This window comes from Natrinema sp. CRL1 (genome assembly GCF_059162405.1).
The window spans coordinates 769,751-790,848 of the sequence record NZ_JBLVOY010000001.1 but is presented as its reverse complement, the minus strand read 5'-3'; the positions used below and the strand labels follow the sequence as shown (position 1 = coordinate 790,848).

The window sequence follows — 21,098 nt, the reverse complement described above, 5'->3', positions numbered from 1 at the left end:
GCCAGCAGCCACCGGTCCGTATCTCTCCGATAGAAAGACCTTTCGGGTGTCGCGGTGGAGGGGTCGATAATGATCGAGACCCTCGACGACCTGAACGTCGAAGGGACTACCGTCGGTGTCCGCGTCGACGTCAATAGTCCGATCGACGACGACGGCAGGCTGGCGGACGACGCCCGACTCCGCGCCCACGTCGACACCCTCTCGGAGCTGGTCGACCGCGGCGGTCGCGTCGCCGTTCTGGCCCACCAGGGTCGCCCCGGCGGCGACGATTTCGTCTCGCTTCAGTCCCACGCCGATCGCCTCTCGGAACTGCTCGGCCAACCCGTCGACTACGTCGATGCGACCTTCACCGAGGCCGCCCGCGAGGCCATCAGGGGCCTCGCGGACGGCGACTGCGTCGTCCTCGAGAACACCCGATTCTACAGCGAGGAGTACATGGAGTTCGACCCCGAGCGCGCCGCACGGACCCACCTCGTCGAGGGCCTCGAGTCCGTCCTCGATGCCTACGTCAACGACGCCTTCGCCGCGGCCCACCGCTCCCAGCCCTCGCTGGTCGGCCTCCCGACCGTCCTCCCCGGCTATGCCGGCCGCGTGATGGAGTCCGAACTCGACGTACTGGGCTCTATCGAGGAGACCGACGAACCCCGCGTCTACGTCCTCGGCGGCGCGAAAGTCCCCGATTCGATCGACGTTGCATGGTCGGTCTTGGAGAAGGGGCTGGCCGATCACGTCCTCACCGCGGGCGTCGTCGGCAACGTCTTTCTCATCGCCGACGGCGTCGACCTCGGCGACGCCAGCTCGGATTTCATCTACGATCAGGGCTACTGGGACGAGATCGACCGCGCCGCGGACCTGCTCGACGCCTACGGCGACCGGATCGCGCTCCCGCGAGACGTCGCCGTCGCCCGGAACGGCGAGCGCCACGAACTCGGCGTCAACGCCCTGCCGCCCGGCGACGAGGAGTCGGCCATGGACATCGGCGCGTCGACGCTCGACTACTACCGGCGGATCCTCGACGACGCCGAGACGATCATCCTCAACGGCCCCGCCGGCGTCTTCGAGGACGACCGATTCCAGACGGGCACCCGACGGCTCTACGGCGCGGCCACGGAGATCCCGACGAGTATCGTCGGCGGCGGCGACACGGCCTCCGCGCTGCGACGGCTCGGCATCGACGACTTCTCTCACATCAGCACCGGCGGCGGCGCGGCCCTCCGAATGCTCACTGCCGAATCGCTCCCCGCCGTGACCGCACTCGAGAATGCCCCCCAGCAACCCGCAGCCGACGATTGAGCCCGCCGATCGGGACGATCTCGATACCCTCGCGGACATGTGGGTTCGCCTCGCTCGCGATCAGCGCCAGTACGACTCGGCCGTGCGCGCCGACGCGAACCGCGACCCCATGCGCGAGACGCTCGCGGCCTATCAGATCAACGACGGCCTGCTCGTCGCCCGCCTCGAGGGCCGACTCGTCGGTTTCGCTTCCGTGTCGCTCGAACGCGGCTCGCTCGACCTCGATACCACCCGCGGCCTCCTCTCGAACATTTACGTCGAACCCGCCGCTCGCGGGCAGGGCATTGGCTCCGCGCTGCTCGAGGCCGCCGAGGACACGCTCGCACGGCGTGGCGCGGACAGGATGCTCCTCGAGGTGATGGCTGACAACGAGGCCGCCCGCCGGTTTTACCGTCGCGAGGGGTACGACGAGTTCCGGGTGACGATGGGGCGATCGCTCGAGGACCGGGACGAAAGCGATACACACTCAAAGGAGGACGGCTAACCCACGACCTGCGCCAGGGGAGCATGGGCGGTTCATGCACTCGACTTGTAATCGAGACTTCCGGGGTTCAAATCCCTGCCCTGGCTTCCTGCCACGACTGTATTCGCGAGCGACAGCAGCGAATGCGGGATTTGAGCCACAATCGCCTCTTTGCGTCGGACGGTTTCCTCCCCCTGAAATCGCGTTCTGCACACTCTCGGCTCGAGACCGTCTTACTATCGCTGGTTAGTACCGCGGCCGAAGCCCCGTCGTTGCGGGTCTCCGTTACCGGGCGGGCGACGCTACCAGAGTCCGATCAGGTTTCCCGTGGCGAGGGTAAAAAGCAACAGCAGCGCCAGTGCCGTCAAAACGAGCGGTTCAGGTGAATCGACCGATCGAATTAGTCCCACGAGCCGCCCCGGTTTTGTGGCCACCCCGCTGAAAGGCTGCCCCTCGCCCTTCTTGTTTGCCATAGTATACCATACGGTACCGAATACTAAAATGTGTTCATAGCGGAATTCTCAGGCGAGTTGATGCGGCGAGACACACGCCACTAGTCGGCGGCCGCGTTTCGCAGGACGGCGACGGTCTGCGGGTATACGCGCGTGGAACGGCCGAGATACTACGTGAATAAGTTTATAGTTCGGGATCGATCTGGTACAACTGTCCGTGGGTCGCACTCGAAACCACCACCTACCGCCCCACGGACGACGCGCTTCGACCGGCCGTCTGTCCTCGATCGTTCCCCGCAAAACCGACAAGCGACAGCGTTGGACGCGATCTCGAGCGGAACACAAGCAGTGGCATCTCGGCGGGCCGAACGCGAGGTGCTGGCCCTCATGGTTGCGATAGTGTGCCTCGAGCGGAGTAGCGACCGCATGCGATGGCTCCGATCCTCGGCGGTGTCGTCCCCTATCAGTTCGTTCCGCGGACGGTGACCGTACGCTGGGCCACACAGCCCTCGGCCGCAACGCGGACGGGGAACGACTGATCGTTCGCGACGACCGCCGTTTCGAACTCGAGCGTGACCGATTCCGACCCACTGCCGTCGATCGAGAGGCGGCGCGTGTCCACGACCGCGGGGTCGTGCCCGACGATCAGTTCGACATCCCGGGCAACGGCTCGGTCAGTCGCGTTCTCGAGGGTCGCCGTTACCTCGAGGACCTCGCCGGCATCGACCGGATCGTTCGTCCCGGTGATCGTCACTCGGCCGCCCGCGTCGGCCGTTCCGATCACCTCGACAGTCCGTTCGGCGACGGCGTCGCCGGCTTCGACGCGGACGGGGAACGCCTGTGTCCGGTCGACGACGGCGGTTTCGAACGTGAGGGTGACCGTCTCGGTTCCCCCGCCGGCGACGGAGACCGATCGGGTGTCGACCCGCTGTGGGTCGTGACCGACGACGAGGTCGACGTCTCGAGTTACCGTGTCAGTTCCGCCGTTCGCGAGTTCGGCGGTCACCTCGAGCACGTCGCCGGCGTCGACCGGGTCATTCGTCCCGGTGATCGAGACGCTCAGCCCGGTATCGTCGGAGCGAGTCTCGTCGACCTGCCAGAGCGATTCCGACGCGAACGTGCCGTCGTCAGAGATCACCCATGCGATCACCGAGCACGTGTGACAGAGGCCGCCGTCGACGGTCAACGACGCCGTATCCGTCGTCCCGCTGACGGCGGACGTGCCGAGGATGAGATCCGCCTGGCTGAGCCACCAGACGACCCGGTCGAGCGCGCCGTCGGGATCGGTGACGTCGATCTCGAGGTCGATCGTTTCGCCGGGATCGGCGGGGAGTGTCCCCCGCTCCGGGCGAGCGGCCTCGATCGTCGGCGACACGTGCCCGTCGGGCGTCACGGTCACGGTCCAGTCGGCCCGGTAGTTGCCGTCCTCGGTGTCGATACCGGCGGTGACCACGTTGGTGCCCTCGGTCTCGGCGGTGTACTGCCAGTAATGGGCGTTTTGCTCCGCGTAGTAGACGGACTGCCACGCGGGACCGACCAGCGAGTCGCCGACGCGCTCGCCGTCGACCCACCAGCCGGTGAACTGCGACCGGTCCGCGTCGGGATCGACGGCTCCGGCCTCGAAGAAGACTGTCGTACCCGGCTGGACTGCGACGGGGTCGTCCGGGCTCGTCAAACTGTCCTCCAGTTCGTCGACTCCGAGTACGGTGACCGTTCGTGTCGCCGAATCGCCCTCGGTTCGGACCTGCACCGTCACCTCCCGATCGCGAGCGGCGGGTTCGATCCGGTAGCTGCGGGGGAACGGCCGCTCCGTCTCCCCCGGCTCGAGCGTGAGGGTGACGCTCCCGACCGACTCATCGTCGACGAGGTACTCGACGGTCGGACGGATCGGTCGATCGGTCGGGTTCTCGAGTTCGGCGGTCCACCGGAGTAGGCCGCCGCCCTCGACCGGGTCGGTCGCTTCGACGAGGCGGACGGTCACGGCCGACCCGCCCCCATCAGTTCCCGCAGTTGCTCCGTCGGACTGTGAGTAAGCGGTGCCGGAGACGACCGGGACGGTACTACTCGCCGCCGCCCATCGCAGCAGTCGTCGGCGGTTCACGGAGTCTCTCATTCGTGCTCGCCAACCCGAATTGCAGTCAAAAAGTAACGTTACCGTTACGGCCGAAACGGTGCGTTTGTCCCGTGTAAGCCCATCCAGAACGGCGATGGCGGTCCGTACCCTGTTGTTGGCTCCGACTATACTCCCGCCGGCGCGTCCAGTCTGGCTCGATCAGTGTGCCACCTGCTGAGGCGGGCTTATTCGGTCTCCGGTCCCCGCCCGATGCGGGCCTCGCTCGTGATCGCATCGACGTGGACGTGAACCGGCCCTGCGTCGGTCTCGAGCGGGACGATCCACGAGGCGCTGGTTCGATGCGGGTCCTCGAGGACGGTCACCTCGTCGTAGCCCTCCTGTTCGGCTGTCTTTCGAGCGATCCGGGCCGCCTCGTCGGCGTCTTCGATCCGGATCTCGTCGTTCAGTCGGACAGTCACGACGGGCACGTCGGCCATCCGGACGATTCGCTCGGTGACGCTGCCGACCAGCACCCGGTCGAGTCCGGTCCGGCCCTGTGTCCCCATGACGATCATGTCGATCCCGTGCTCGTCGGCGTAGGCGAGGATTTCCTCGTGGGGCACGCCTCGTTCGACCGCCGTGACGGCGTCGACGCCCTCCCGCTTCGCTTCGGCCTCGACGCGCTCGACCGCCCGTTCGGCGGCCGGAATCGCTTCGTCGGTCTGGAGCGTGCCGAGCGGTCCTTCCGGCACGATCGACAGCGCGTGGACCGTCGCGTCGAAGCGGTCCGCGATCGTCAACCCGTGCGTAAGCGACTGACGGGTCCCGTCGCTCCCGTCCGTCGGGACCAGGATGTCCTGATACATGACACAGCGGGATTCGGAGCGCGGCGGTAAATACCCTCGAGTCCTCACCGGCGACTGGCAAACGAGTCGACCGGCGGGTGATCGCGGGCTCGGGTGCGCTCCCGTCCCAGCGACGACTGACCGCTACCCATGTTATCGCTGGTAAGAAAAATCGCCGATAAGACCGAACGATGTAAATCTTTTTTACGATACACGGAAACGTATCGCACGGAGCATGACAAATCTTGTCACTAACGTCGCGGACGCCGTCGCGGAACACGGCGACAACACCGCGATCGGGTATCAGGGGTCCGAGACGAGCTACGATGAATTCTGGGGACAGACGGGGGCGTTCGCGGCCGCACTCGAGGAACGGGGGGTCGGCGAGGACGACCGCGTCGCGCTCTATCTCCCGAACGTTCCGCCGTTCCTGATCGCCTTCCACGGGACGCTTCGCGCCGGCGGGGTCGTCGTCCCGATGAACCCGCAGTACAAGGCCCGCGAGATCGGTCACTTGCTCGGGGACAGCGAGGCGAAAGTCGTCGTCGCGCTGGCCGATCTCGTCCCCTTCGTCACAGAAGTCCAAGACGAGACCAGTGTCGAACACGTGGTCAGTATCGGCGGCGAGGCCGAGGGCGCGACCGAACTCGAGGAATTCCTCGAGCCGGCCGATCCGGACATCGCCGACCGGGCCGACGACGATGTCGCGGTCCAGCCCTACACGTCCGGGACGACCGGGCAGCCGAAGGGTGTTCAGCTTACCCACGAGAACCTGTCGTCGAACGCGAAGGCCGCGGCGAAGCTCATCCCCGACGGGATCCGACCGGACGACAAATCGCTCGGCGTGCTGCCGCTGTTCCACATCTACGGGATGACGGTCACGATGAACGCGGCGCTGTTCAACGGCGGGGCGTACTATCCGATGGCATCCTGGGACGCCCAAGACGCCGTCTCGCTGATCGAGGACGAACAGCTGACGATCATGCACGGCGTGCCGGCGATGTACAACGACGTCATCAACCAGCCCAACGCTGAGGAGTTCGACATGTCCTCGCTGCGGCTCTGTGGCGTCGGCGGCTCGGGCATTCCGGTCGAAGTTCTGCGCCAGTTCGAGGAACTCTACGAGCCGAAGATCTACGAGGGGTACGGCCTGACCGAGACCAGCCCGATCACCCACTTCAACAGCCCGATCGAGGGCCGTCGCGTCGGCAGCATCGGGAAGACGGTTCCCGGCGTCGACTCGAAAGTGGTTGACGACGACTTCGGCGAGGTCCCGCCAGTCGAAAAAGGTCCGGTCGACGAGGAGGAGGCCGACCTTCACGAGATCACCGGCGAGATCGTCGTCGCCGGGCCGAACGTCATGAAAGGCTACTACGGCCTGCCCGAGGCAAACGAGGAGGCCTTCACCGAGGAGGGGGGCCGTCGCTGGTTCCACACCGGCGACATCGGCTACCACGACGAGGACGGCTTCTTCTACGTCGTCGACCGCGAGAAACACATGATCGTCACCGGCGGCTACAACGTCTACCCGCGGGAAGTCGAGGAACTCCTCTTCGAACACGAGGACGTGGCCGACGCCGCCGTGGCCGGCATCCCCGACGAGCGCCGCGGCGAGACCGTCAAGGCCTTCGTCGTCCGCACGCCCGACGGCGACGTGACCGAGGAAGAAATAAAGGAGTACTGTCTGACCAATCTCGCGGAGTACAAACACCCGCGTGAGGTCGAGTTCGTGGAGGAACTCCCCCGAACGACCACGGGCAAGGTCCAGAAGTTCAAACTCCGCGAAGGGGAGAGCGACGACTGATGGCGCTCGGTGATGCGGTCCGCCTCGAGATCGAGGCGGACGGAGCCGCGACGATCACGCTCAACCAGCCCGACCGACGGAACGCGCTCTCCGCGGAGATCAGCACCGGGATCTCCGAGGCCCTCGACGAGATCGAGGGCAGCGACGCCCGCGTCGTCGTCCTGCAGGGCTCGGGCGGCTCGTTCTCCGCCGGCGGCGACATCGAGCGGATGACTGAGGCCATCGAGGACGACATCCCCGCGGACGAGCGGGTGCGCCGCCTCGAGCGGTCGACGAACGAACTGATCGGGCGACTGGTCGAGTTCCCGATCCCGACGGTGGCGCTGATCGACGGGGCCGCCGTCGGTGCCGGCGCGAACCTCGCGATCGCGTGTGATATCCAACTGGCCAGCGAGGACGCCGCCTTCGGTTTCGTCTTCCGACAGGTCGGCCTGAGCGTCGACGCCGGCACCTCCTATCTGCTGCCCCGGATCGTCGGCGAGAACGTCGCGAAGGAACTCGTCCTGACCGGCGACATCTTCGGCCCCGAGCGCGCGGCGGATCTCGGCCTGGTCAACCACGTCTACGACGCCGACGAGTTCGACGAGCGGGCCGACGAGTTCGTCGAGAAGGTCGTCTCCGGGCCGCCGATCGCCCTGCGCCACGCCAACCGACTGGTCGGCGAAGGGCTGAACAAATCCCTCGAGCAGGCCCTGACCGACGAGGCCGTCGCACAGGGGATCGTCTTCGAGACTGAAGACCACGAAGAGGGCGTCACCGCCTTCCTTGAGGATCGCGAGCCCGAGTTCGACGGCCGATAGGCGCGCTCGCAGTCGAGATTTCGCCTCGGCGTTCTGTTAGCGGTCCGAAATTATTTTCACGAAGCTGTTAGAACGTAGACCTATGCCGCCAGCCTCGCTTCGGGAGCAGATACAGTCCCCCGCGGGCGTTGCCATCGGGCTCCTCTGGCTCGCGAGTTCGGTATACGGACTCCTCAGCCCCGGAAGTGTCCTCGTGTTTTCGATCCTCCCGCTCGCCCTCATCCTGTCCGTGATCCTGCTCCAACTGTTCTATCGGCTGGTCGTGGCCGTCGAGCACCTCGCCGACGACTCGTAGCCGCGCCCGCTCGAGACGGTCCGTCGAGCCGGCAGCAAGCCAGCGGTGAGCCGGCGCTGGCCGGCGGTCGTTACTGCGCGTCTGCACCGAGCGCCACCAGCGTCGACACCCGCGCGTTCTCCTTGAGTCGGAGGCCGCCGTCGGCCACCGTCAGCGGGATCAGGGGCAGGTGGTCTCGGACCTGCATCGAGGGGTGGGACCCGCCGCGGGCCAGCAACTCGTTGCGCGGCTGGAGCTGTGCCGCCCCCTCGAGGTCGGTGAGGAACTCGTTGTGCTGGATCACGTACTGGCCGCCCTCGAGGTTCCACCAGCCGTACTCGTCGTGGGGATTTTCGAGTTCCGTCGGCACCGGCTCGAGGTCGGCGTCGGCCAGTTCGTCGCCGCCGAAGTCGAGTCGCCCGGGAGCGGCCACCTCGTAGACGGCGCTGACCGTCAGATCGATCCCGTGGTCGTGGACCTGTACCGGCTCGGATACCAGATTGTCGACGGCGTCGGCGAGTGGGTGTTCGGCGGGCATATCGGTCGACATGACGGTTGCGAGAACAAAAAGGATACCGTGCCGGCGGCTCGGACCGGACTGAGCACAAGTGTTTTGCCGCGAGCCTATCAATCCGCTCGAGTGAACAGACTCCTCGGCTGGTGTGGGCTGGCCGTCGCGGCCGTCGCCGCCGTCGCCGCGAACGCGGTGCCGGCGCTGGATCCGGCGTGGCTGTCGATCGGGGAAATCGCCGGAGCCGTCATCGCCCGGAAAGCCCTGTTGGTGGTTGCCATCGTCGCCGGCAGCTACGGGCTCTATCACGTCACGCGGCATCTGCTGGTCCAACGGATCGAGAGCAAGCGCCGGGCCCACGACGCGCGGAACGTGCTCCGGTTCGGACTGGGTGCGGTCGCCGTCATCGGCCTGCTCGGGGTCCTCACCGAGCAGTGGCTCGGCGTGCTCTTCTCGCTCGGCGTCGTCGGCTTCGCGATCACCTTCGCGCTCCAGCAGCCGCTGTTCTCGCTGATGGGCTGGTTCTACATCATGATCAAGCGGCCCTATCAGGTCGGCGACCGCGTCCGGATCGGCGACGCCAAAGGTGACGTGATCGAGGTCGACTTCCTCGTCACCACCCTCTGGGAGATCAACGGCGAACTCGTCTCCTCGAACCAGCCCTCCGGCCGCGTCGTCACCCTCCCCAACAGCACCGTGCTCTCCTCGGAGGTCTACAACTACTCGTGGGACAAGTTCCCCTACGTCTGGAACGAGATTTCGATTCAGCTCTCCTACGAGACCGACCTCGCCTTTGCCCGGCAGGAACTGATCGACGTCGCGGACGACTATCTGGGCGATCGCATGGCCAAAAACATCGCCCGCTACCGCGAACTCTTAGAGGAGACGCCGGTCGAACTCGAGGTTCGCGACCGGCCGTCGGTCAACGTCGTCCAGCAGGAGTCGTGGGTCGAACTCCGACTCCGCTATCTCGTCCACCCGCGGCGCGGACAGGCGGTCAAAAACGACCTCTACGAGCGCGTCCTCGAGCGATTCAACGAACATCCCGATCGCGTGTCCTTCCCGGTGAGCCGAAACCGGTAGCGAACACCGTGCCGCCGGCGCGGTTCCCGCTCCCCGAAACCTATGGGCTGGCGGACGTATACGGGAGTATGACCGACGTTCTGTCCGACGAAATCGCTCGCTTCGTTCGCGCGGCCGGTCCGAACCCCGACGAGACGCTGCTCGAGATGGACGAGTTCGCCGCCGCCGAGGGATTCCCCCACGTCGGCCCCGGAGTCGGCGCGTTCCTCCGGTTCGTCGCCCGCCTGAACGGGGCCGAGCGCGTGTTCGAGTTCGGCTCGGGCTACGGCTACTCGGCCTACTGGTTCGCAGAGGCCCTGCCCGACGACGGCGAAATCGTCCTCACCGAAGTCGACGAGGACGAACTCGACCTCGCCCGCGAGTACATGGCCGCGGGCGGCTACGACGGCGTTGCGCGATACGAACTCGGCGACGCCATGGCGACGATCGATCGCTACGACGGTCCCTTCGATATCGTTCTGATCGATCACCAGAAGGAACGCTACGCGGACGCGTTCGAAGCGGTCTGCGAGGACGTTCCCGTCGGCGGTGTCGTCGTCGCGGACAACGCGATCACGGCCAGCGTCGTCGACTTCGACGACTTACTCGAGTGGGCCGAGGGCACCGCGCCGGCAGCGGTCAACGAGCACACGCAGGGCATTATCGACTACCTCGAGGCGGTTCGCGCCGATCCGGCCTTCGAGACGATCATCGTCCCGCTGGGCGAGGGAATCGCGGTGAGTTACCGCGTCGAGTGAGCCCGAAGCCGCGAGGAGAGCGGTCTCGAGTCTGTCGGCGGTTCGCCAGCGAGAATCCACCGTCGGTGAGAAAACAGCGATTGTCGCTCAGAGCGAGTCGGAGGTTTCGCCGTCGAGCATCCGTTCGTCGGCCGGAGCCGGGGAGCCGTACTCCCGAAATCCGAGGAAGATCGTCGAGCCGGCGGCGGCCAGCAGCGTCGCCCACGTGACCGCGGTGAGCGCGACGACCGTCGCCCCCGCGGGGCCCGGCGCGACGGAGCCGATCGTCTCGAGGCCGACGGCGTGCCCGCCGGCGACGCCGAGGAACGCGAGCCAGAACCCGAGTGCCGTCAGGGCGAGCGCTCGCCGGGTAACCGATTGAGCGTAGCGAGCGACACAATAGACGCCCGCGATGGCGAGTGCGGTGGCTCCGAGGGATAATCCGGCTCCGTCGACGGCGGCGTTTGCGACGCCGGCGACGGCGAAACAGGCGAGCGAGGCGGCGAGCAGGGATCGGTCCGAACCGAGTATTGTCGGAATCACGTCGTGCACCGCTTTGCCGGGTTGAGTAGGCGGTCGGATATATAGCTGTTGGCTGACCGCAGCCTTCGAACCGAGCTACGCCACCGCGCCGTCGGCGGCCGGCAGCGTCACGGAGAACGTCGCGCCCTCGCCCGGTTCGGAGTCGACGCTAATCTCGCCGCCGTGGCGCTCGACGATCCGGTGACAGAGCGCGAGGCCGATTCCGGTGCCGGCGTGTTCCTCGTGGCTGTGCAGGCGCTGGAACACCTGAAAGATCCGCTCCTGATCGTCGGGATCGATGCCGATCCCCTCGTCGCGGACGGAGAGTTCCCAGTTCCTGCCGTCGCGCTCGGCCCCGACGTGAATCCGCGGCGGCTCGTCGCCGCTGTACTCGATCGCGTTCGACAGCAGGTTCTGGAACACCTGCCGTAGCTGGCTCGCGTCGCCGGTCACGCGGGGCAGTGTCTCGACCGTTATCTCGGCGTCCGCTTCCTCGATCCTGAACTGCAGGTCCTCGCGAACGTCTTCGATGACCGCCTCGAGGTCGACGGGCTCGAGCGGGTCGCCCTGCGTTTCGACCCGAGAGTACTCGAGGAGACCGTCGATCATCTCGCGCATGCGCTCGGCTCCGTCGACGGCGTACTCGATGAACTCCTGGCCGTCGGCGTCGAGATCCTCGGCGTAGCGGTTCTCGATCAACTGCAGGTAGCTCGTCACCATCCGCAGGGGCTCCTGGAGGTCGTGGGAGGCCGCGTAGGCGAACTGCTCCAAACGCTCGTTCGATTCCTCGAGTCGGCGCTGGTACTTCGTGCGCTCGGTGATGTCTTGGATGACGAGCATGCCGGCGGTAACCTCGTCTCCAGCCCGGACCGGGAGGGTGTGGGCGCGAAGCTCTCGACCGTACTGCTGGATCTCGAAGGTGCGTTCCTCGCCCTCGAGGGCGGCCCGGAAATGGGGTTCGATCTCGGCGAGCAGGTCGTCGGCGTAGCGCTCGTGGATCGTCTGCCCGACCGCTGCCTCCCGGTCGATACCGAGTTCGCCCAGGAGCCGGCCGCCAGCGGCCGTGTACCGCAGGTCGTCGTCGAACAGCGCGACGATCCCGTTCGGGAAGTTCTCGGCGAGCGTGCGGTAGCGCTGCTCGCTGGCCTCGAGTCTGCGCTGGCGCTCTCGGCGCTCGGTGATGTCCCGGACGACGCCGATCCGTCCGGTCCCGGTCTCGGCGCTCGTGATCGACGTGACCGTCGCTTCGATCGGCCGCTCCTCGCCGGACTTCGTCTCGAGTGTCGTCTCGAGCGTCGGCTCGCCGCTCTCGTCGGTCGCGACCTCCTCGGCGAGGGCCATGATGGGTTCGTCGACGACGACCGACGCGTGGTTTCCGAGCAACTCGTCGCGATCGTAGCCGGTGAGCTCGGCATACGCGTCGTTGACCATCGTGAACCGGTCGGCCTCGTCGAGCGCGTAGATCCCGTCTTCGACCGTTTCGATGATCCGCTCGTACTGCTCTAGCTGTTGCTCCCGCTCTTTCCGGTCGGAGATGTCCCGGAAGTACACCGATAGGCCCGTTTCGGAGGGGTAGGCCTGAATCTCCATCCAGATGTCCAGCGAGTCGGAGTAGCGCTCCCACGACTGGGGCTGTTGGGTTTTCATCGCCCGCTCGTAGCGATCGATGAGATCGGACCGCGTCCCGCTGGGGAATCGCTCCCAGATCTTCTCGCCGAGGAGTTCCGTTTCCGAGTAGCCGAGCAGTTCCGTGGCGCGGTCGTTGACGAGGGTAAACCGCCACTCGTCGTCGAGCGCGTAGAACGCGTCGGAGACGCGGCCGAGGATCTCGCTCAGTTCGGTCTCGAGTTCGCGCTTGCGGCGTTCGAGGCGGCGCTCGTGTTCTTTGAGCGCCGTGATGTCCTCGCCGGCGGAGATGACCCGCTCGAGTGCGCCGTCGCGATCGAAGACGGGGACCGCGGTGACGGAGTACCACGTCCGCGCTCCCGTCTCGTCCTCGAAGACGAGTTCCTCGTCGGTGACCGGGTCGCCGGTTTCCCTGACCCGGGCCGAGGGGCCGCGGTCGGGCTCGAGCGGGTTCCCGTCGGCGTCGGTGACGGTCTGCTGTGCGAGTAGTTCGGTCTCGCCGAGTGGCTCGCGGTCGCCGAGACCGAGGGTCGTCTGTGCGTGGCGGTTTGCAAGCACCGTCTCCCCCTCGTCGTCCTCGACCGAGATCGCGACCGGCGCGGTCCGGAGGATGGTTTCGGTCTGGGACCGCTCGCGCTCGAGGGTCCGTTCGTGGCTGATCCGGTCGAAGGTCACCTCGAGACTCGAGGCGACGATCTTCGCGAGCGAGCGGTCGCCGTCGTCGAACGCTGTCCGCTCTTCGGAGCCGATGATGACGATGCCGTGGTCGCCGATCGGCAGACAGATCTCGCCCCGTATCGGCGTGTCAGGATTGTACACGTCGGAATCGTCCGTGACATCGTCGTAGATAACCGGGTCGCCGGACTCGAAGACGCGCCACGCGATCCCCTCGCCCGCCGCGAACGTGGGCAGTTCGTCGAACAGGGCCGCGGCCGGCTCGGACCACGCGACCGGCTCGAGGACATTCCGTTCCGGATCGTGGAGGAAGACGCCGTTGATCTCGAGATCGAGAATATCGACGAGGTGCTGACAGGCCTGCTCGGCGGCCGCCTCGCGCGTGTCGGCACCGAGCCACTCGCGGACGGCCTCGTTCAGCCGGCGGAGCTGATAGGCACGCCGGTGCTGTTCGGTGACGTCGTAGTAGAGTTCGACGCGGCCGCCAGCGTACGGGCCGGAGTCGATCGGCTTGCTGCGGTGCTCGAGCCAGCGTTCCTCGCGACGTTCGCCCGCCGTGACGTGGCACTCGAAGCGCTCGGAGTCGCTGTTCGTATCGTAGGTCGACTCGAGAATCCCGGCGAACCGCTCCGGGTCGGCGACCCGCTCGCTGATCGTCTCGTCGATCAATCGCCTTTTGTTCCGGCCGATCACGTCTCTCGAGTCGAGCCCGAAGTATCGTTCGGCGGCGTCGTTGATCCACGCCACCTCGAACTCGTCGTCGAGGACGAAGACGCCCACGTCGGCCTCCTCGATCACCGCGGTAATCGGTTCGAGCGGTGGTGCGAGGGAGTGCTCCGGCTTCAGTTCCGGGTTCGGGTCCGACTCCGATGCGGATGTGGCCCGGTCGGCCGCCTTCGTCCCCGTCTCCGGTCCCGTGGCATCCGTCACCGTTTGCGATCCTCGGTCACTCTCTCGGGGCTCGAGTTCGCGAACGATGCCGATCGTCCCTCGCCGGCCGTCGGCGGCCGGAACTGTCCCGAGCCGTAGTTCGCAGGGAATCGCCGTGTCTGCAACCGTTCGAACCGATTGCTCGAACGTGGCAACGCCCGATTCCGGGGCGCGCTCGAGGGCTTCGACGCCGTCGCCGCCGAGCAGCACCGAGACGTGTTCGCCGCGGAGCGCCTCCCGGCGGGCGGCCGTCAACTCGAGGAGCGCGTCGTCGACCGCGACGATCCGGTCGTCGGCGTCGAGTTGGAAGACGCCGCCCGGAACCGTCTCGACGAGGGTCCGGTACCACTGGCAGGCCGCCCGCTCGTCGCCGTCGTTCCAGGGGGCTAGATCCGCCGGCTCAGCCCGTTCAGTCATTAGAGAGAGGAAGCCGTTCTGACGGATAAGTCCAGCGCTGCCACTCGTCTCAGGGACGGACGCGACGATAGCGCCGATTCGACTGACTCGAGATGGGGGGCTCGTCGACGGTCGGCCGACAAACGCCGGTCCGGCGTCAGACGGTCTACTGTCCGTCAGTACCCGGGCAACCCCGACCGCTCTGGGCTTTCGCCGGGAAATCGGGACAGTAATCCGGCTCAGTCGTCGCCGCTACCCGAAAGAACCCGCTCCTCGGGCGTCGGTCGACCCGGGTGGATGCCGTACCGGGCGAAGCCATAACAGACGGTCAGTGACACCGCACAGAGGACCGCCGCGCCGGCGATCGACTCGAGGGTGAGGCCAACGATCGGGCCGGAAAACGCGCTGCCAACCGCCGCGGCGGACTCGCTCGCCGGGGCCGTCGCCAGCGCGTAGGGGAAGAAGGCCGCGAACGCGAGGAGCCACCACCGTTTCGCGGCGCGCCGGAGCCGGGCCGTCCCGGAGTCGCTTTCGGCGCTCGTGACGCCGGCGATACCGAGCGCGATCAACAGGAGCGCGGGGACCGTTCGGAGCGAAGCGTCAAAGCCGGTATTAACCGCGACGCCGACGGCGACGAGCGCCACGGAGCCGGCGAGGATCGAACGCGAGGGGCGGTTCCCTGAACGAGGCATACTGACCCGAGGTAGTGGGTGATTGTACAAAACTCTCGCGAACCGACGGTGCCGTCCGCCGACCGGCGACTGCCGGTCGGCCTCGCGGCCACAACAAAGGACGTATTACCGGTGCCCGCAACTCGCAGGTGAGAACGAATGAGGGAACGCGACCGAGCCGAATCCCTGACGACCCTCCGAGGACGCGTGTCGACCGCGACCGATCGAGCGACTCGTGCGCTCTCTCGAGCGCCGGGCGTCGGAACTGCACGGTCCCTGCGACGACTCTGGCAACGCCACGTCCGGGCCGAACCCGACCGGTATCAGGCGTCGATCACTTTTCCGACGGCACCGGACCGCCCGACGGTCGGCGAGATCCACGACTGGATCGAGGCCCTCGAGCACGCGTTCGAAGGACGCCTCGACGTCTACGCCCGGCGCGGGAGCGTCGCGGTCGTCTCGGATCCCGTCGCCGCCGAACAGTTCGACGGGGAGGCCTTCGAGGCGATCTGTGAGCGAATCGAGGACGGCTACGCCGGAACGCACTCGCTATCACATCTCAAAAAATGGCGACGGAACGACGGGGGACTCGTGCGAGCCCACGTGATCGTCCCGGTCAAACCGCTGTTTCCACCGGAGAAAGCCGAGGAGTCGGTACGGGACCGACCGGCGGCCGAAATCGAAGCGAACTGACCGCGGAGCGCGGTCGATAGCGACTGCGGGCGATCTCACGTGATCGGTCGCCGTGCGATCAGTCGTCGTCGCTCGGTCCGGGACCGGGTTCGGAGCCGGGTTCGCGATCGGTGCTCGGACTGCTACCGGTCCGCTCGCCGCTGCGAGAGCGGCCGGCGGTGTCGCCCTCGCTCGGTGCAACTTCGCTGGTCCGGTTCATCCATCGGCCGATGTTTTCGGAGACGTAGTCCTTGCCGCCCCAGCCAAAGGCGACGCCCGCGCCGATGGCGAGGGCCGCGCCGAGTCCCCATGCGAGCGCTCGCGCGAACACGTAGAGGATAGCGACGTCGATCCCCATCGTATCGAGGCCGATGACGATCGCCGTGAAGTAGAGGAACATCCGCGCCCCGTTGGCGAACCAGCTGGTGTAGGCGGTTTCGGTGGCCGCGCGCGTCCGTTCGATGGCGTCGCCGATGAAGTCTGCCACGACGAACCCGAACGTGATGACGAGCAGCCCCGCAATAAAGGCCGGCAGGTACGAGACCGCCGTCGAGATCCACTGCGAAAGCGTCGCGATCGCGAGCGCGTTCGCGGCTGCGAGGATCGCGAGACCGTAGACGAACCACTTCGCCAGCGAGCCAAATGCGCTCGAGACCGCTCGTTCCGTGCCGCCGAGTATCCGGCCCAGCGGCGTCTCGAGGACCATCCGATCGAGTTCGATCCCATCAGCGAGCCGTCGGACGATACCCGCTGCGACGCGGCCGAGGACCCAGCCGATCGCGAGGATGATCAGCGCGCCGACCAACCGCGGGAGGAACGTGATCAGTTCCGCTACTGGGTCTTGGAGCCAGTCGGGAACCTGTGCTTGGGCAAGGTACGGTGATACCATGTCCGAATCAGTAGTCGTCGGTCGCCCTTCGTAATTGAGTGCATATCAAATGCTAATGAAACCAACGTGTAACGCCGGCCGCGACCGCGACGATTGAAGTGTCCGTTACCGCGAATTGCGGGCCGACTGTACCGTGACGGATCGATAGGGGTCCCGACCGAACTCACGAGACCGATCGCGATCGCTCCGGGCACGACCCCCGCTCCGTCAGTCGATAAACGCGTATTGGAAGCCAGCGCGGCGGTGGAACAATGAGCCCCGTCGAACGATCGGGAACCGCCGCCGTCGTCGGCCGACCGAACGTGTCCGATTTCACTCACTGCAAGACGACGAACTCCGTCTCGAGTGCGGGCCGAACAATCGGGTCGCGCGCGATCGGCCGCGACTCGAGGCGGGTGCAACCGCTCCCGAATTGGGTTGTTTTCGATACTGATTAGTCGTGGTGAAAATGCAAACGGACCGCTACGTTCGGGTGCCCGATTTCGAACAGAACGCCGAATGCGCGGCGATACCGGTCGATTCGTCGGAGGAAGGCAGTAGCGAACCGGCTACGCACCCCCCGCAAATCCCGTCCGTGGTAAGCACGTATTACCGGGGTCGTCCGTTGGCGGCTTCGTTACCCCCTGAAATTGCGGTTTCCGACCGTCGTCGGATCGCGGACCGACCACTCTCGTCTCGTTTCAGTCGATCGCGGGCCGAATTCCCGCGGTACGCTATTGGTGATCCGGACACGACGGATGAGTATGTACCTCGCCGACGAAGCGTGGCCCGACCTCGAGACGTACTTCGACTCGGAATCGCTCGCGCTCGTGCCGCTCGGTTCGACGGAACAGCACGGGCCGCACCTGCCCGAGGCGACCGACCACTTGATCGGAGAGGCGTTCGCCCGGGAGGTCGCCGGCCGGACCGGCTACCTCTGTACGCCGACGATCAATATCGGCGTCAGCGGTCACCACCGGCAGTTCCACGGCACGATGTGGGTCGAACCGCCGGCGTTTCGATCGTATATGGAGTCACTGACGCGGAACCTCACGTCCCACGGCATCGACCGGGTGATCTACGTGAACGCCCACGGCGGGAACATCCCGCACCTCCGAGAAGTGGGAGCCCGGCTCCGACAGGACGAGGTCGCCTACGCGATCGAGTGGATGTGGGACGAATCGATTTCGGACCTCGTCGATGACCTCTTCGAGCAGAACGGCCCCCACGGCGGCCCGAAGGAGACCTCGCTGATCCAGTACCTCGAACCCGAGTTAGTCCACGATGACCGACTCGAGGAGGCCAGAGACACCGGGATTCCAAGCGTCGAAGCGGCCGAGACGGTCAAACACGGGTCGCGGACGTTCTACGACGCGGCGGACAACACCGAAAACGGTGTGCTGGGCGATCAGACCGATGCCTCGGCGGAGAAGGGGCGACAGCTGTTCGAGGCGGCGAGTGACCAACTCGTCTCCCTCTGTGAGTGGCTCGCAGCGCAGGAGTTCGAGGACCTGCTCCCACGGGACCACGTCTAAGCCGTCGCGTTGGAACGCTCCCACGGCCGCCTCGGGACGCCGCTCGCGGTCGACGGTGATGATAATCCTTAATAGAAATCGTCCCACAGGTTATTATATGGCAGTCGTCAGCGTCTCGATGCCGGACGAGCTCTTGGAGCGACTCGATCAGTTTTCCGAGGAACACGGCTACACCGGTCGAAGCGAAGTCGTCAGGGAGGCCTCGCGCAACCTCCTCGGGGAGTTCGAGGACAGCCGACTCGAGGACCGAGATCTCATGGGGATCGTCACGGTGTTATTCGACTACGAGACAACGAGCGTCGAAGAGCGGATGATGCACCTGCGCCACGAACACGAGGACCTCGTCGCCTCGAACTTCCACAGCCACGTCGGCGACCACTACTGCATGGAACTGTTCGTCCTCGAGGGCGAACTCGAGGACATCTCGACGTTCGTCGGGAAGATCCGGGCGACCAGGGACGCGCTGACCGTCGACTACTCCGTCATCCCGGTCGATAGCTTCAACCCGCTCGCACAGGAGTAGCGCCGGCGCTCGGTCGGAATCTCACGAATCGGAGGGTGTCCGCTGTCGAAACAACACGGACCGAAACGGAACGCGTAGTTTTACTGTCGTCCCCCCGAATGAGGACACATGTCATACCGGAAAGTCAACTACGAGGAGGTCGAGCAGGTCTCGAGTGCGATGCACTTTCTCAGCGATCCGCTCGAGACCGAGCAGGTGGGGGTCACGGTGGCTCGGTGTGATCCCGGCTGGAACAGCAAGCCCCACGACCACACCGACAACGAACACGAGGAGATCTACGTCCTCATCGAGGGCGACGCGACGGTCGTCGTCGACGACGAGCCGGTCGCGATGGAGACCGGCGACGCGCTGTGGATCCCGCCCGAATCGACGCGCCAGATCCGCAACGGCGACCGCGAGAGCGCGTTCGTCCTCGTGAGCGCGCCGAGTATCGCCGACGAGGACGGCGACGGCGACGAATGGTTGCTCTCCGGCTTCGCCGGCTGATTTCGGCTCGGGCTCGAGGCTGTGGTGAGAGTATTTTCGGTCGATTCCGGACTGCCGACGGACGACTCTGCCCGCCGAATCGAACGGCGGCGGGACGGTTTAGTGGGATCGCGTACACGTCGTCCGTAGGTGAGCCCAGATTTACTCAAAACACCACGCGGCCGTGTCGGTCGTCGTCGCCGGACTCCTGACCGTGTTGCTCCCGCCGGTCTCACTTTTCGGCTACGCCGTCCCGGCCGCGGTCGTCATCGCCTACGGCACCGCTGTCGGCGTCTTCATCGATCTCGATCACTTCCTCATCGCCCGGTTCAAGACCGGGGACTGGGAGGCCGTTCGGTTCTGTCTGGCCAATCCCGGCACGGCGGCGACCGATCAGTCCGAGATCTTCGACCCCGGTGACGTCGGCGTCCTCTCGCGATTGCTGAGCCACGTCCTCATCGCCGGGGTCGCTGTCCCGGCGGTCGCGCTGGCCAGCGTCCCGCTGGCGATCGTGACCGGAGCCGTCCTCTACGTGCACCTGCTTGCCGATCTCGTCTGGGATATCTATCTGCTCGAGGGACACGCAGACGCCGCGGATTCGCTGGCGGAATTCGTCCGGATGGTCCGATAGCACGGGCGGGAGACCGCGATTCGCATCCGCCGAAGTCCGTCGCGGGTTGCGATATTGTCCCCCGAATATTTCCACCGAGCGCCCGTGGGACGAAACATGGAACTACTCGACGACAGCATCGTCCCGGAGCACGCACGCGATATCAAAGCCGAAGCCCGCGAGTTCGCGCGCGAACACATCGAACCCAACGCACAGAAGTATTTCCAGTCGGGGGAGTATCCGGAGGAGATCCTCGAGGCCGGCCGGGAGGCGAATCTCGTCGCCCAAGACATTCCAGAAGAGTGGGGCGGTCGAGGACTGGATCTGGCCCAGTTGCTCGCGATGACGGAGGAGTTCTACCGGGCCGACGCGGGGATCGCACTGACGCTGCAACTCGCCAGTTTCGGCTGCGAGATCACCTACGAACACGGCACCGACGAGCAGTGCGAACAGTACATCCGCCCGGTCGCGGAGGGCGAGCAACGCTCTGGGCTTGCAGTCTCGGAGCCCGACACCGGCAGCGACCTCGCGGGGATGCAGACCACGGCCGAGAAAGACGGCGACGAGTACGTCATCAACGGCGAGAAGTACTGGATCGGCAACGGCGTCGAAGCCGACTGGATCACGCTCTACGCCCGCACCGGCGACGACGAGGACAACCGCTACGGTAACCACTCGATGTTCATCGTACCGACCGACACGGACGGCTACGAGGCCGAACACATCCCCGAGAAGATGGCGATGCGCGCCTCGAAGCAGGCCCACATCGAGTTCGACGACTGCCGGATCCCCGAGGAAAACATCATCGGCAGCGAGGGAGACGGTTTCATGCTGCTCGCGGACTTCTTCAATCACGGCCGTATCGCTGTCGCCGGTCACGGGCTGGGTATCGCCGCGGCCGCCATTGAGGAGGCGTGGGAGTTCACCCACGACCGCGAGGAGTTCGGGCGGACGATCAGCGACTTCCAGTCGGTCCAACATGGCCTCGCCGACATGCTCCTCGAGTTCGAGAGCGCTCGGACGCTCACGTGGCGCGCCCGGGAGAAAGTCACAAACGAGGACAACGCAGGCTACTGGGCCGCGATGGCGAAGACGAAGGCGACCGAGACCGCCGTCGACGTCTCCGAGCAGGGGATGCAGTTCCACGGCGGCCGCTCGGTCTTGGACGAGCGCCGGATCGCCCGCGTCTTCCGCGATGCACGAATCCCGGTGATCTACGAGGGGGCAAACGAAATCCAGCGCAACCTGATCTACGGACAAGCGCCCTGAAACCCGTGAAATCACCCCCGAGAGACCGGACAGCACGTTCCC

At 66.0% G+C, this 21,098-nt stretch carries 21 protein-coding genes and 1 tRNA gene; 14 read left to right on the top strand and 8 right to left on the bottom strand.

Annotated features, from left to right (window positions below; all coding sequences use genetic code 11):
* Positions 1-69 precede the first annotated feature (69 nt).
* The 3 genes from ACJYUO_RS04135 to ACJYUO_RS04125 all read left to right on the top strand — a co-directional run bounded on the left by ACJYUO_RS04135 (position 70) and on the right by ACJYUO_RS04125 (position 1,863).
* Positions 70-1,293, top strand: a complete 1,224-nt coding sequence (locus ACJYUO_RS04135; protein WP_494344132.1) for a phosphoglycerate kinase — start codon at positions 70-72, stop codon at positions 1,291-1,293.
* Entirely contained in the window at positions 1,262-1,777 is a 516-nt protein-coding gene (locus ACJYUO_RS04130; RefSeq protein WP_494344131.1) for a GNAT family N-acetyltransferase, read from the top strand. Before ACJYUO_RS04135 ends, ACJYUO_RS04130 begins: the two co-directional genes overlap by 32 nt.
* Before the next feature lie 12 nt (positions 1,778-1,789).
* A tRNA-Thr gene (locus tag ACJYUO_RS04125) sits at positions 1,790-1,863 on the top strand.
* A gap of 195 nt (positions 1,864-2,058) precedes the next feature.
* On the opposite strand, the gene ACJYUO_RS04120 is transcribed toward ACJYUO_RS04125, so the two are convergent.
* From ACJYUO_RS04120 to ACJYUO_RS04110, 3 genes are all read right to left on the bottom strand, one after another.
* Entirely contained in the window at positions 2,059-2,229 is a 171-nt protein-coding gene (locus ACJYUO_RS04120; RefSeq protein WP_494344130.1) for a hypothetical protein, read from the bottom strand.
* Positions 2,230-2,671: 442 nt separating this feature from the next.
* Positions 2,672-4,321: a COG1361 family protein gene (locus ACJYUO_RS04115; protein ID WP_494344129.1), complete on the bottom strand. Its 1,650-nt coding sequence runs from the start codon at positions 4,319-4,321 to the stop codon at positions 2,672-2,674.
* A 185-nt stretch (positions 4,322-4,506) separates the two neighbouring features.
* Entirely contained in the window at positions 4,507-5,127 is a 621-nt protein-coding gene (locus ACJYUO_RS04110) for a universal stress protein (protein ID WP_494344128.1), read from the bottom strand.
* Positions 5,128-5,341: 214 nt separating this feature from the next.
* Between ACJYUO_RS04110 and ACJYUO_RS04105 the strand changes: the two genes are divergently transcribed.
* From ACJYUO_RS04105 to ACJYUO_RS04095, 3 genes are all read left to right on the top strand, one after another.
* Entirely contained in the window at positions 5,342-6,910 is a 1,569-nt protein-coding gene (locus tag ACJYUO_RS04105) for a long-chain-fatty-acid--CoA ligase (protein WP_494344127.1), read from the top strand.
* The gene (locus ACJYUO_RS04100) at positions 6,910-7,710 is read left to right on the top strand and encodes an enoyl-CoA hydratase-related protein (RefSeq protein ID WP_494344126.1); all 801 of its coding nucleotides are present in this window, start codon (positions 6,910-6,912) and stop codon (positions 7,708-7,710) included. The genes ACJYUO_RS04105 and ACJYUO_RS04100 overlap by 1 nt, the downstream gene beginning before the upstream one ends.
* Before the next feature lie 82 nt (positions 7,711-7,792).
* Entirely contained in the window at positions 7,793-8,005 is a 213-nt protein-coding gene (locus tag ACJYUO_RS04095; protein WP_494344125.1) for a hypothetical protein, read from the top strand.
* 70 nt (positions 8,006-8,075) lie between these two features.
* Here ACJYUO_RS04095 and ACJYUO_RS04090 read toward each other — a convergent pair whose 3' ends face one another.
* A complete protein-coding gene (locus ACJYUO_RS04090) occupies positions 8,076-8,522 on the bottom strand; it encodes a dCTP deaminase/dUTPase family protein (RefSeq protein ID WP_494344124.1) in 447 nt (148 codons plus the stop codon).
* 102 nt (positions 8,523-8,624) lie between these two features.
* Between ACJYUO_RS04090 and ACJYUO_RS04085 the strand changes: the two genes are divergently transcribed.
* Complete coding sequence (locus tag ACJYUO_RS04085; RefSeq protein WP_494344123.1) at positions 8,625-9,578, top strand: mechanosensitive ion channel family protein; 954 nt, start codon at positions 8,625-8,627, stop codon at positions 9,576-9,578.
* 68 nt (positions 9,579-9,646) lie between these two features.
* Complete coding sequence (locus tag ACJYUO_RS04080) at positions 9,647-10,315, top strand: O-methyltransferase (RefSeq protein WP_494344122.1); 669 nt, start codon at positions 9,647-9,649, stop codon at positions 10,313-10,315.
* Positions 10,316-10,402: 87 nt separating this feature from the next.
* Here the strand turns inward: ACJYUO_RS04080 and ACJYUO_RS04075 are convergent, their stop codons facing one another.
* From ACJYUO_RS04075 to ACJYUO_RS04065, 3 genes are all read right to left on the bottom strand, one after another.
* Positions 10,403-10,846 (bottom strand): hypothetical protein, encoded by a 444-nt coding sequence (locus tag ACJYUO_RS04075; RefSeq protein WP_494344121.1) that lies wholly within the window; start codon positions 10,844-10,846, stop codon positions 10,403-10,405.
* Between the two features lie 66 nt (positions 10,847-10,912).
* Positions 10,913-14,464: a PAS domain S-box protein gene (locus tag ACJYUO_RS04070; RefSeq protein ID WP_494344120.1), complete on the bottom strand. Its 3,552-nt coding sequence runs from the start codon at positions 14,462-14,464 to the stop codon at positions 10,913-10,915.
* A 218-nt stretch (positions 14,465-14,682) separates the two neighbouring features.
* The gene (locus ACJYUO_RS04065; protein WP_494344119.1) at positions 14,683-15,135 is read right to left on the bottom strand and encodes a DUF1467 domain-containing protein; all 453 of its coding nucleotides are present in this window, start codon (positions 15,133-15,135) and stop codon (positions 14,683-14,685) included.
* 138 nt (positions 15,136-15,273) lie between these two features.
* On the opposite strand from ACJYUO_RS04065, the gene ACJYUO_RS04060 reads away from it, so the two are divergent.
* Positions 15,274-15,807 carry a hypothetical protein gene (locus tag ACJYUO_RS04060; protein ID WP_494344118.1) on the top strand — a complete coding sequence of 178 codons (534 nt, stop codon included), beginning with the start codon at positions 15,274-15,276 and terminating at the stop codon, positions 15,805-15,807.
* Between the two features lie 58 nt (positions 15,808-15,865).
* Here ACJYUO_RS04060 and ACJYUO_RS04055 read toward each other — a convergent pair whose 3' ends face one another.
* Positions 15,866-16,675, bottom strand: a complete 810-nt coding sequence (locus ACJYUO_RS04055; protein ID WP_494344117.1) for a mechanosensitive ion channel family protein — start codon at positions 16,673-16,675, stop codon at positions 15,866-15,868.
* 743 nt (positions 16,676-17,418) lie between these two features.
* Here ACJYUO_RS04055 and ACJYUO_RS04050 point away from each other — a divergent pair.
* The 5 genes from ACJYUO_RS04050 (at position 17,419) to ACJYUO_RS04030 (ending at position 21,056) form a co-directional block, all read left to right on the top strand.
* Positions 17,419-18,189: a creatininase family protein gene (locus tag ACJYUO_RS04050; protein WP_494344116.1), complete on the top strand. Its 771-nt coding sequence runs from the start codon at positions 17,419-17,421 to the stop codon at positions 18,187-18,189.
* A 97-nt stretch (positions 18,190-18,286) separates the two neighbouring features.
* Positions 18,287-18,712, top strand: a complete 426-nt coding sequence (nikR, locus tag ACJYUO_RS04045) for a nickel-responsive transcriptional regulator NikR (protein ID WP_494344115.1) — start codon at positions 18,287-18,289, stop codon at positions 18,710-18,712.
* A gap of 108 nt (positions 18,713-18,820) precedes the next feature.
* Positions 18,821-19,198, top strand: coding sequence for a cupin domain-containing protein (locus ACJYUO_RS04040; protein WP_494344114.1), 378 nt, complete (start codon positions 18,821-18,823; stop codon positions 19,196-19,198).
* 163 nt (positions 19,199-19,361) lie between these two features.
* Complete coding sequence (locus ACJYUO_RS04035; protein ID WP_494344113.1) at positions 19,362-19,808, top strand: hypothetical protein; 447 nt, start codon at positions 19,362-19,364, stop codon at positions 19,806-19,808.
* 96 nt (positions 19,809-19,904) lie between these two features.
* Entirely contained in the window at positions 19,905-21,056 is a 1,152-nt protein-coding gene (locus ACJYUO_RS04030) for an acyl-CoA dehydrogenase family protein (protein WP_494344112.1), read from the top strand.
* Positions 21,057-21,098: the final 42 nt, after the last annotated feature.

What these genes read in the sequence shown, in the direction of transcription:
- nikR (WP_494344115.1), top strand. Translation starts at nt 18,287, where the DNA reads ATGGCAGTCGTCAGCGTCTCGATGCCGGACGAGCTCTTGGAGCGACTC.
- ACJYUO_RS04105 (WP_494344127.1), top strand. Translation starts at nt 5,342, where the DNA reads ATGACAAATCTTGTCACTAACGTCGCGGACGCCGTCGCGGAACACGGC.
- ACJYUO_RS04060 (WP_494344118.1), top strand. Translation starts at nt 15,274, where the DNA reads ATGAGGGAACGCGACCGAGCCGAATCCCTGACGACCCTCCGAGGACGC.
- ACJYUO_RS04055 (WP_494344117.1), bottom strand. Translation starts at nt 16,675, where the DNA reads ATGGTATCACCGTACCTTGCCCAAGCACAGGTTCCCGACTGGCTCCAA.
- ACJYUO_RS04080 (WP_494344122.1), top strand. Translation starts at nt 9,647, where the DNA reads ATGACCGACGTTCTGTCCGACGAAATCGCTCGCTTCGTTCGCGCGGCC.
- ACJYUO_RS04130 (WP_494344131.1), top strand. Translation starts at nt 1,262, where the DNA reads ATGCCCCCCAGCAACCCGCAGCCGACGATTGAGCCCGCCGATCGGGAC.
- ACJYUO_RS04095 (WP_494344125.1), top strand. Translation starts at nt 7,793, where the DNA reads ATGCCGCCAGCCTCGCTTCGGGAGCAGATACAGTCCCCCGCGGGCGTT.
- ACJYUO_RS04115 (WP_494344129.1), bottom strand. Translation starts at nt 4,321, where the DNA reads ATGAGAGACTCCGTGAACCGCCGACGACTGCTGCGATGGGCGGCGGCG.
- ACJYUO_RS04120 (WP_494344130.1), bottom strand. Translation starts at nt 2,229, where the DNA reads ATGGCAAACAAGAAGGGCGAGGGGCAGCCTTTCAGCGGGGTGGCCACA.
- ACJYUO_RS04030 (WP_494344112.1), top strand. Translation starts at nt 19,905, where the DNA reads ATGGAACTACTCGACGACAGCATCGTCCCGGAGCACGCACGCGATATC.
- ACJYUO_RS04100 (WP_494344126.1), top strand. Translation starts at nt 6,910, where the DNA reads ATGGCGCTCGGTGATGCGGTCCGCCTCGAGATCGAGGCGGACGGAGCC.
- ACJYUO_RS04110 (WP_494344128.1), bottom strand. Translation starts at nt 5,127, where the DNA reads ATGTATCAGGACATCCTGGTCCCGACGGACGGGAGCGACGGGACCCGT.
- ACJYUO_RS04050 (WP_494344116.1), top strand. Translation starts at nt 17,419, where the DNA reads ATGTACCTCGCCGACGAAGCGTGGCCCGACCTCGAGACGTACTTCGAC.
- ACJYUO_RS04065 (WP_494344119.1), bottom strand. Translation starts at nt 15,135, where the DNA reads ATGCCTCGTTCAGGGAACCGCCCCTCGCGTTCGATCCTCGCCGGCTCC.
- ACJYUO_RS04070 (WP_494344120.1), bottom strand. Translation starts at nt 14,464, where the DNA reads ATGACTGAACGGGCTGAGCCGGCGGATCTAGCCCCCTGGAACGACGGC.
- ACJYUO_RS04135 (WP_494344132.1), top strand. Translation starts at nt 70, where the DNA reads ATGATCGAGACCCTCGACGACCTGAACGTCGAAGGGACTACCGTCGGT.
- ACJYUO_RS04090 (WP_494344124.1), bottom strand. Translation starts at nt 8,522, where the DNA reads ATGCCCGCCGAACACCCACTCGCCGACGCCGTCGACAATCTGGTATCC.
- ACJYUO_RS04040 (WP_494344114.1), top strand. Translation starts at nt 18,821, where the DNA reads ATGTCATACCGGAAAGTCAACTACGAGGAGGTCGAGCAGGTCTCGAGT.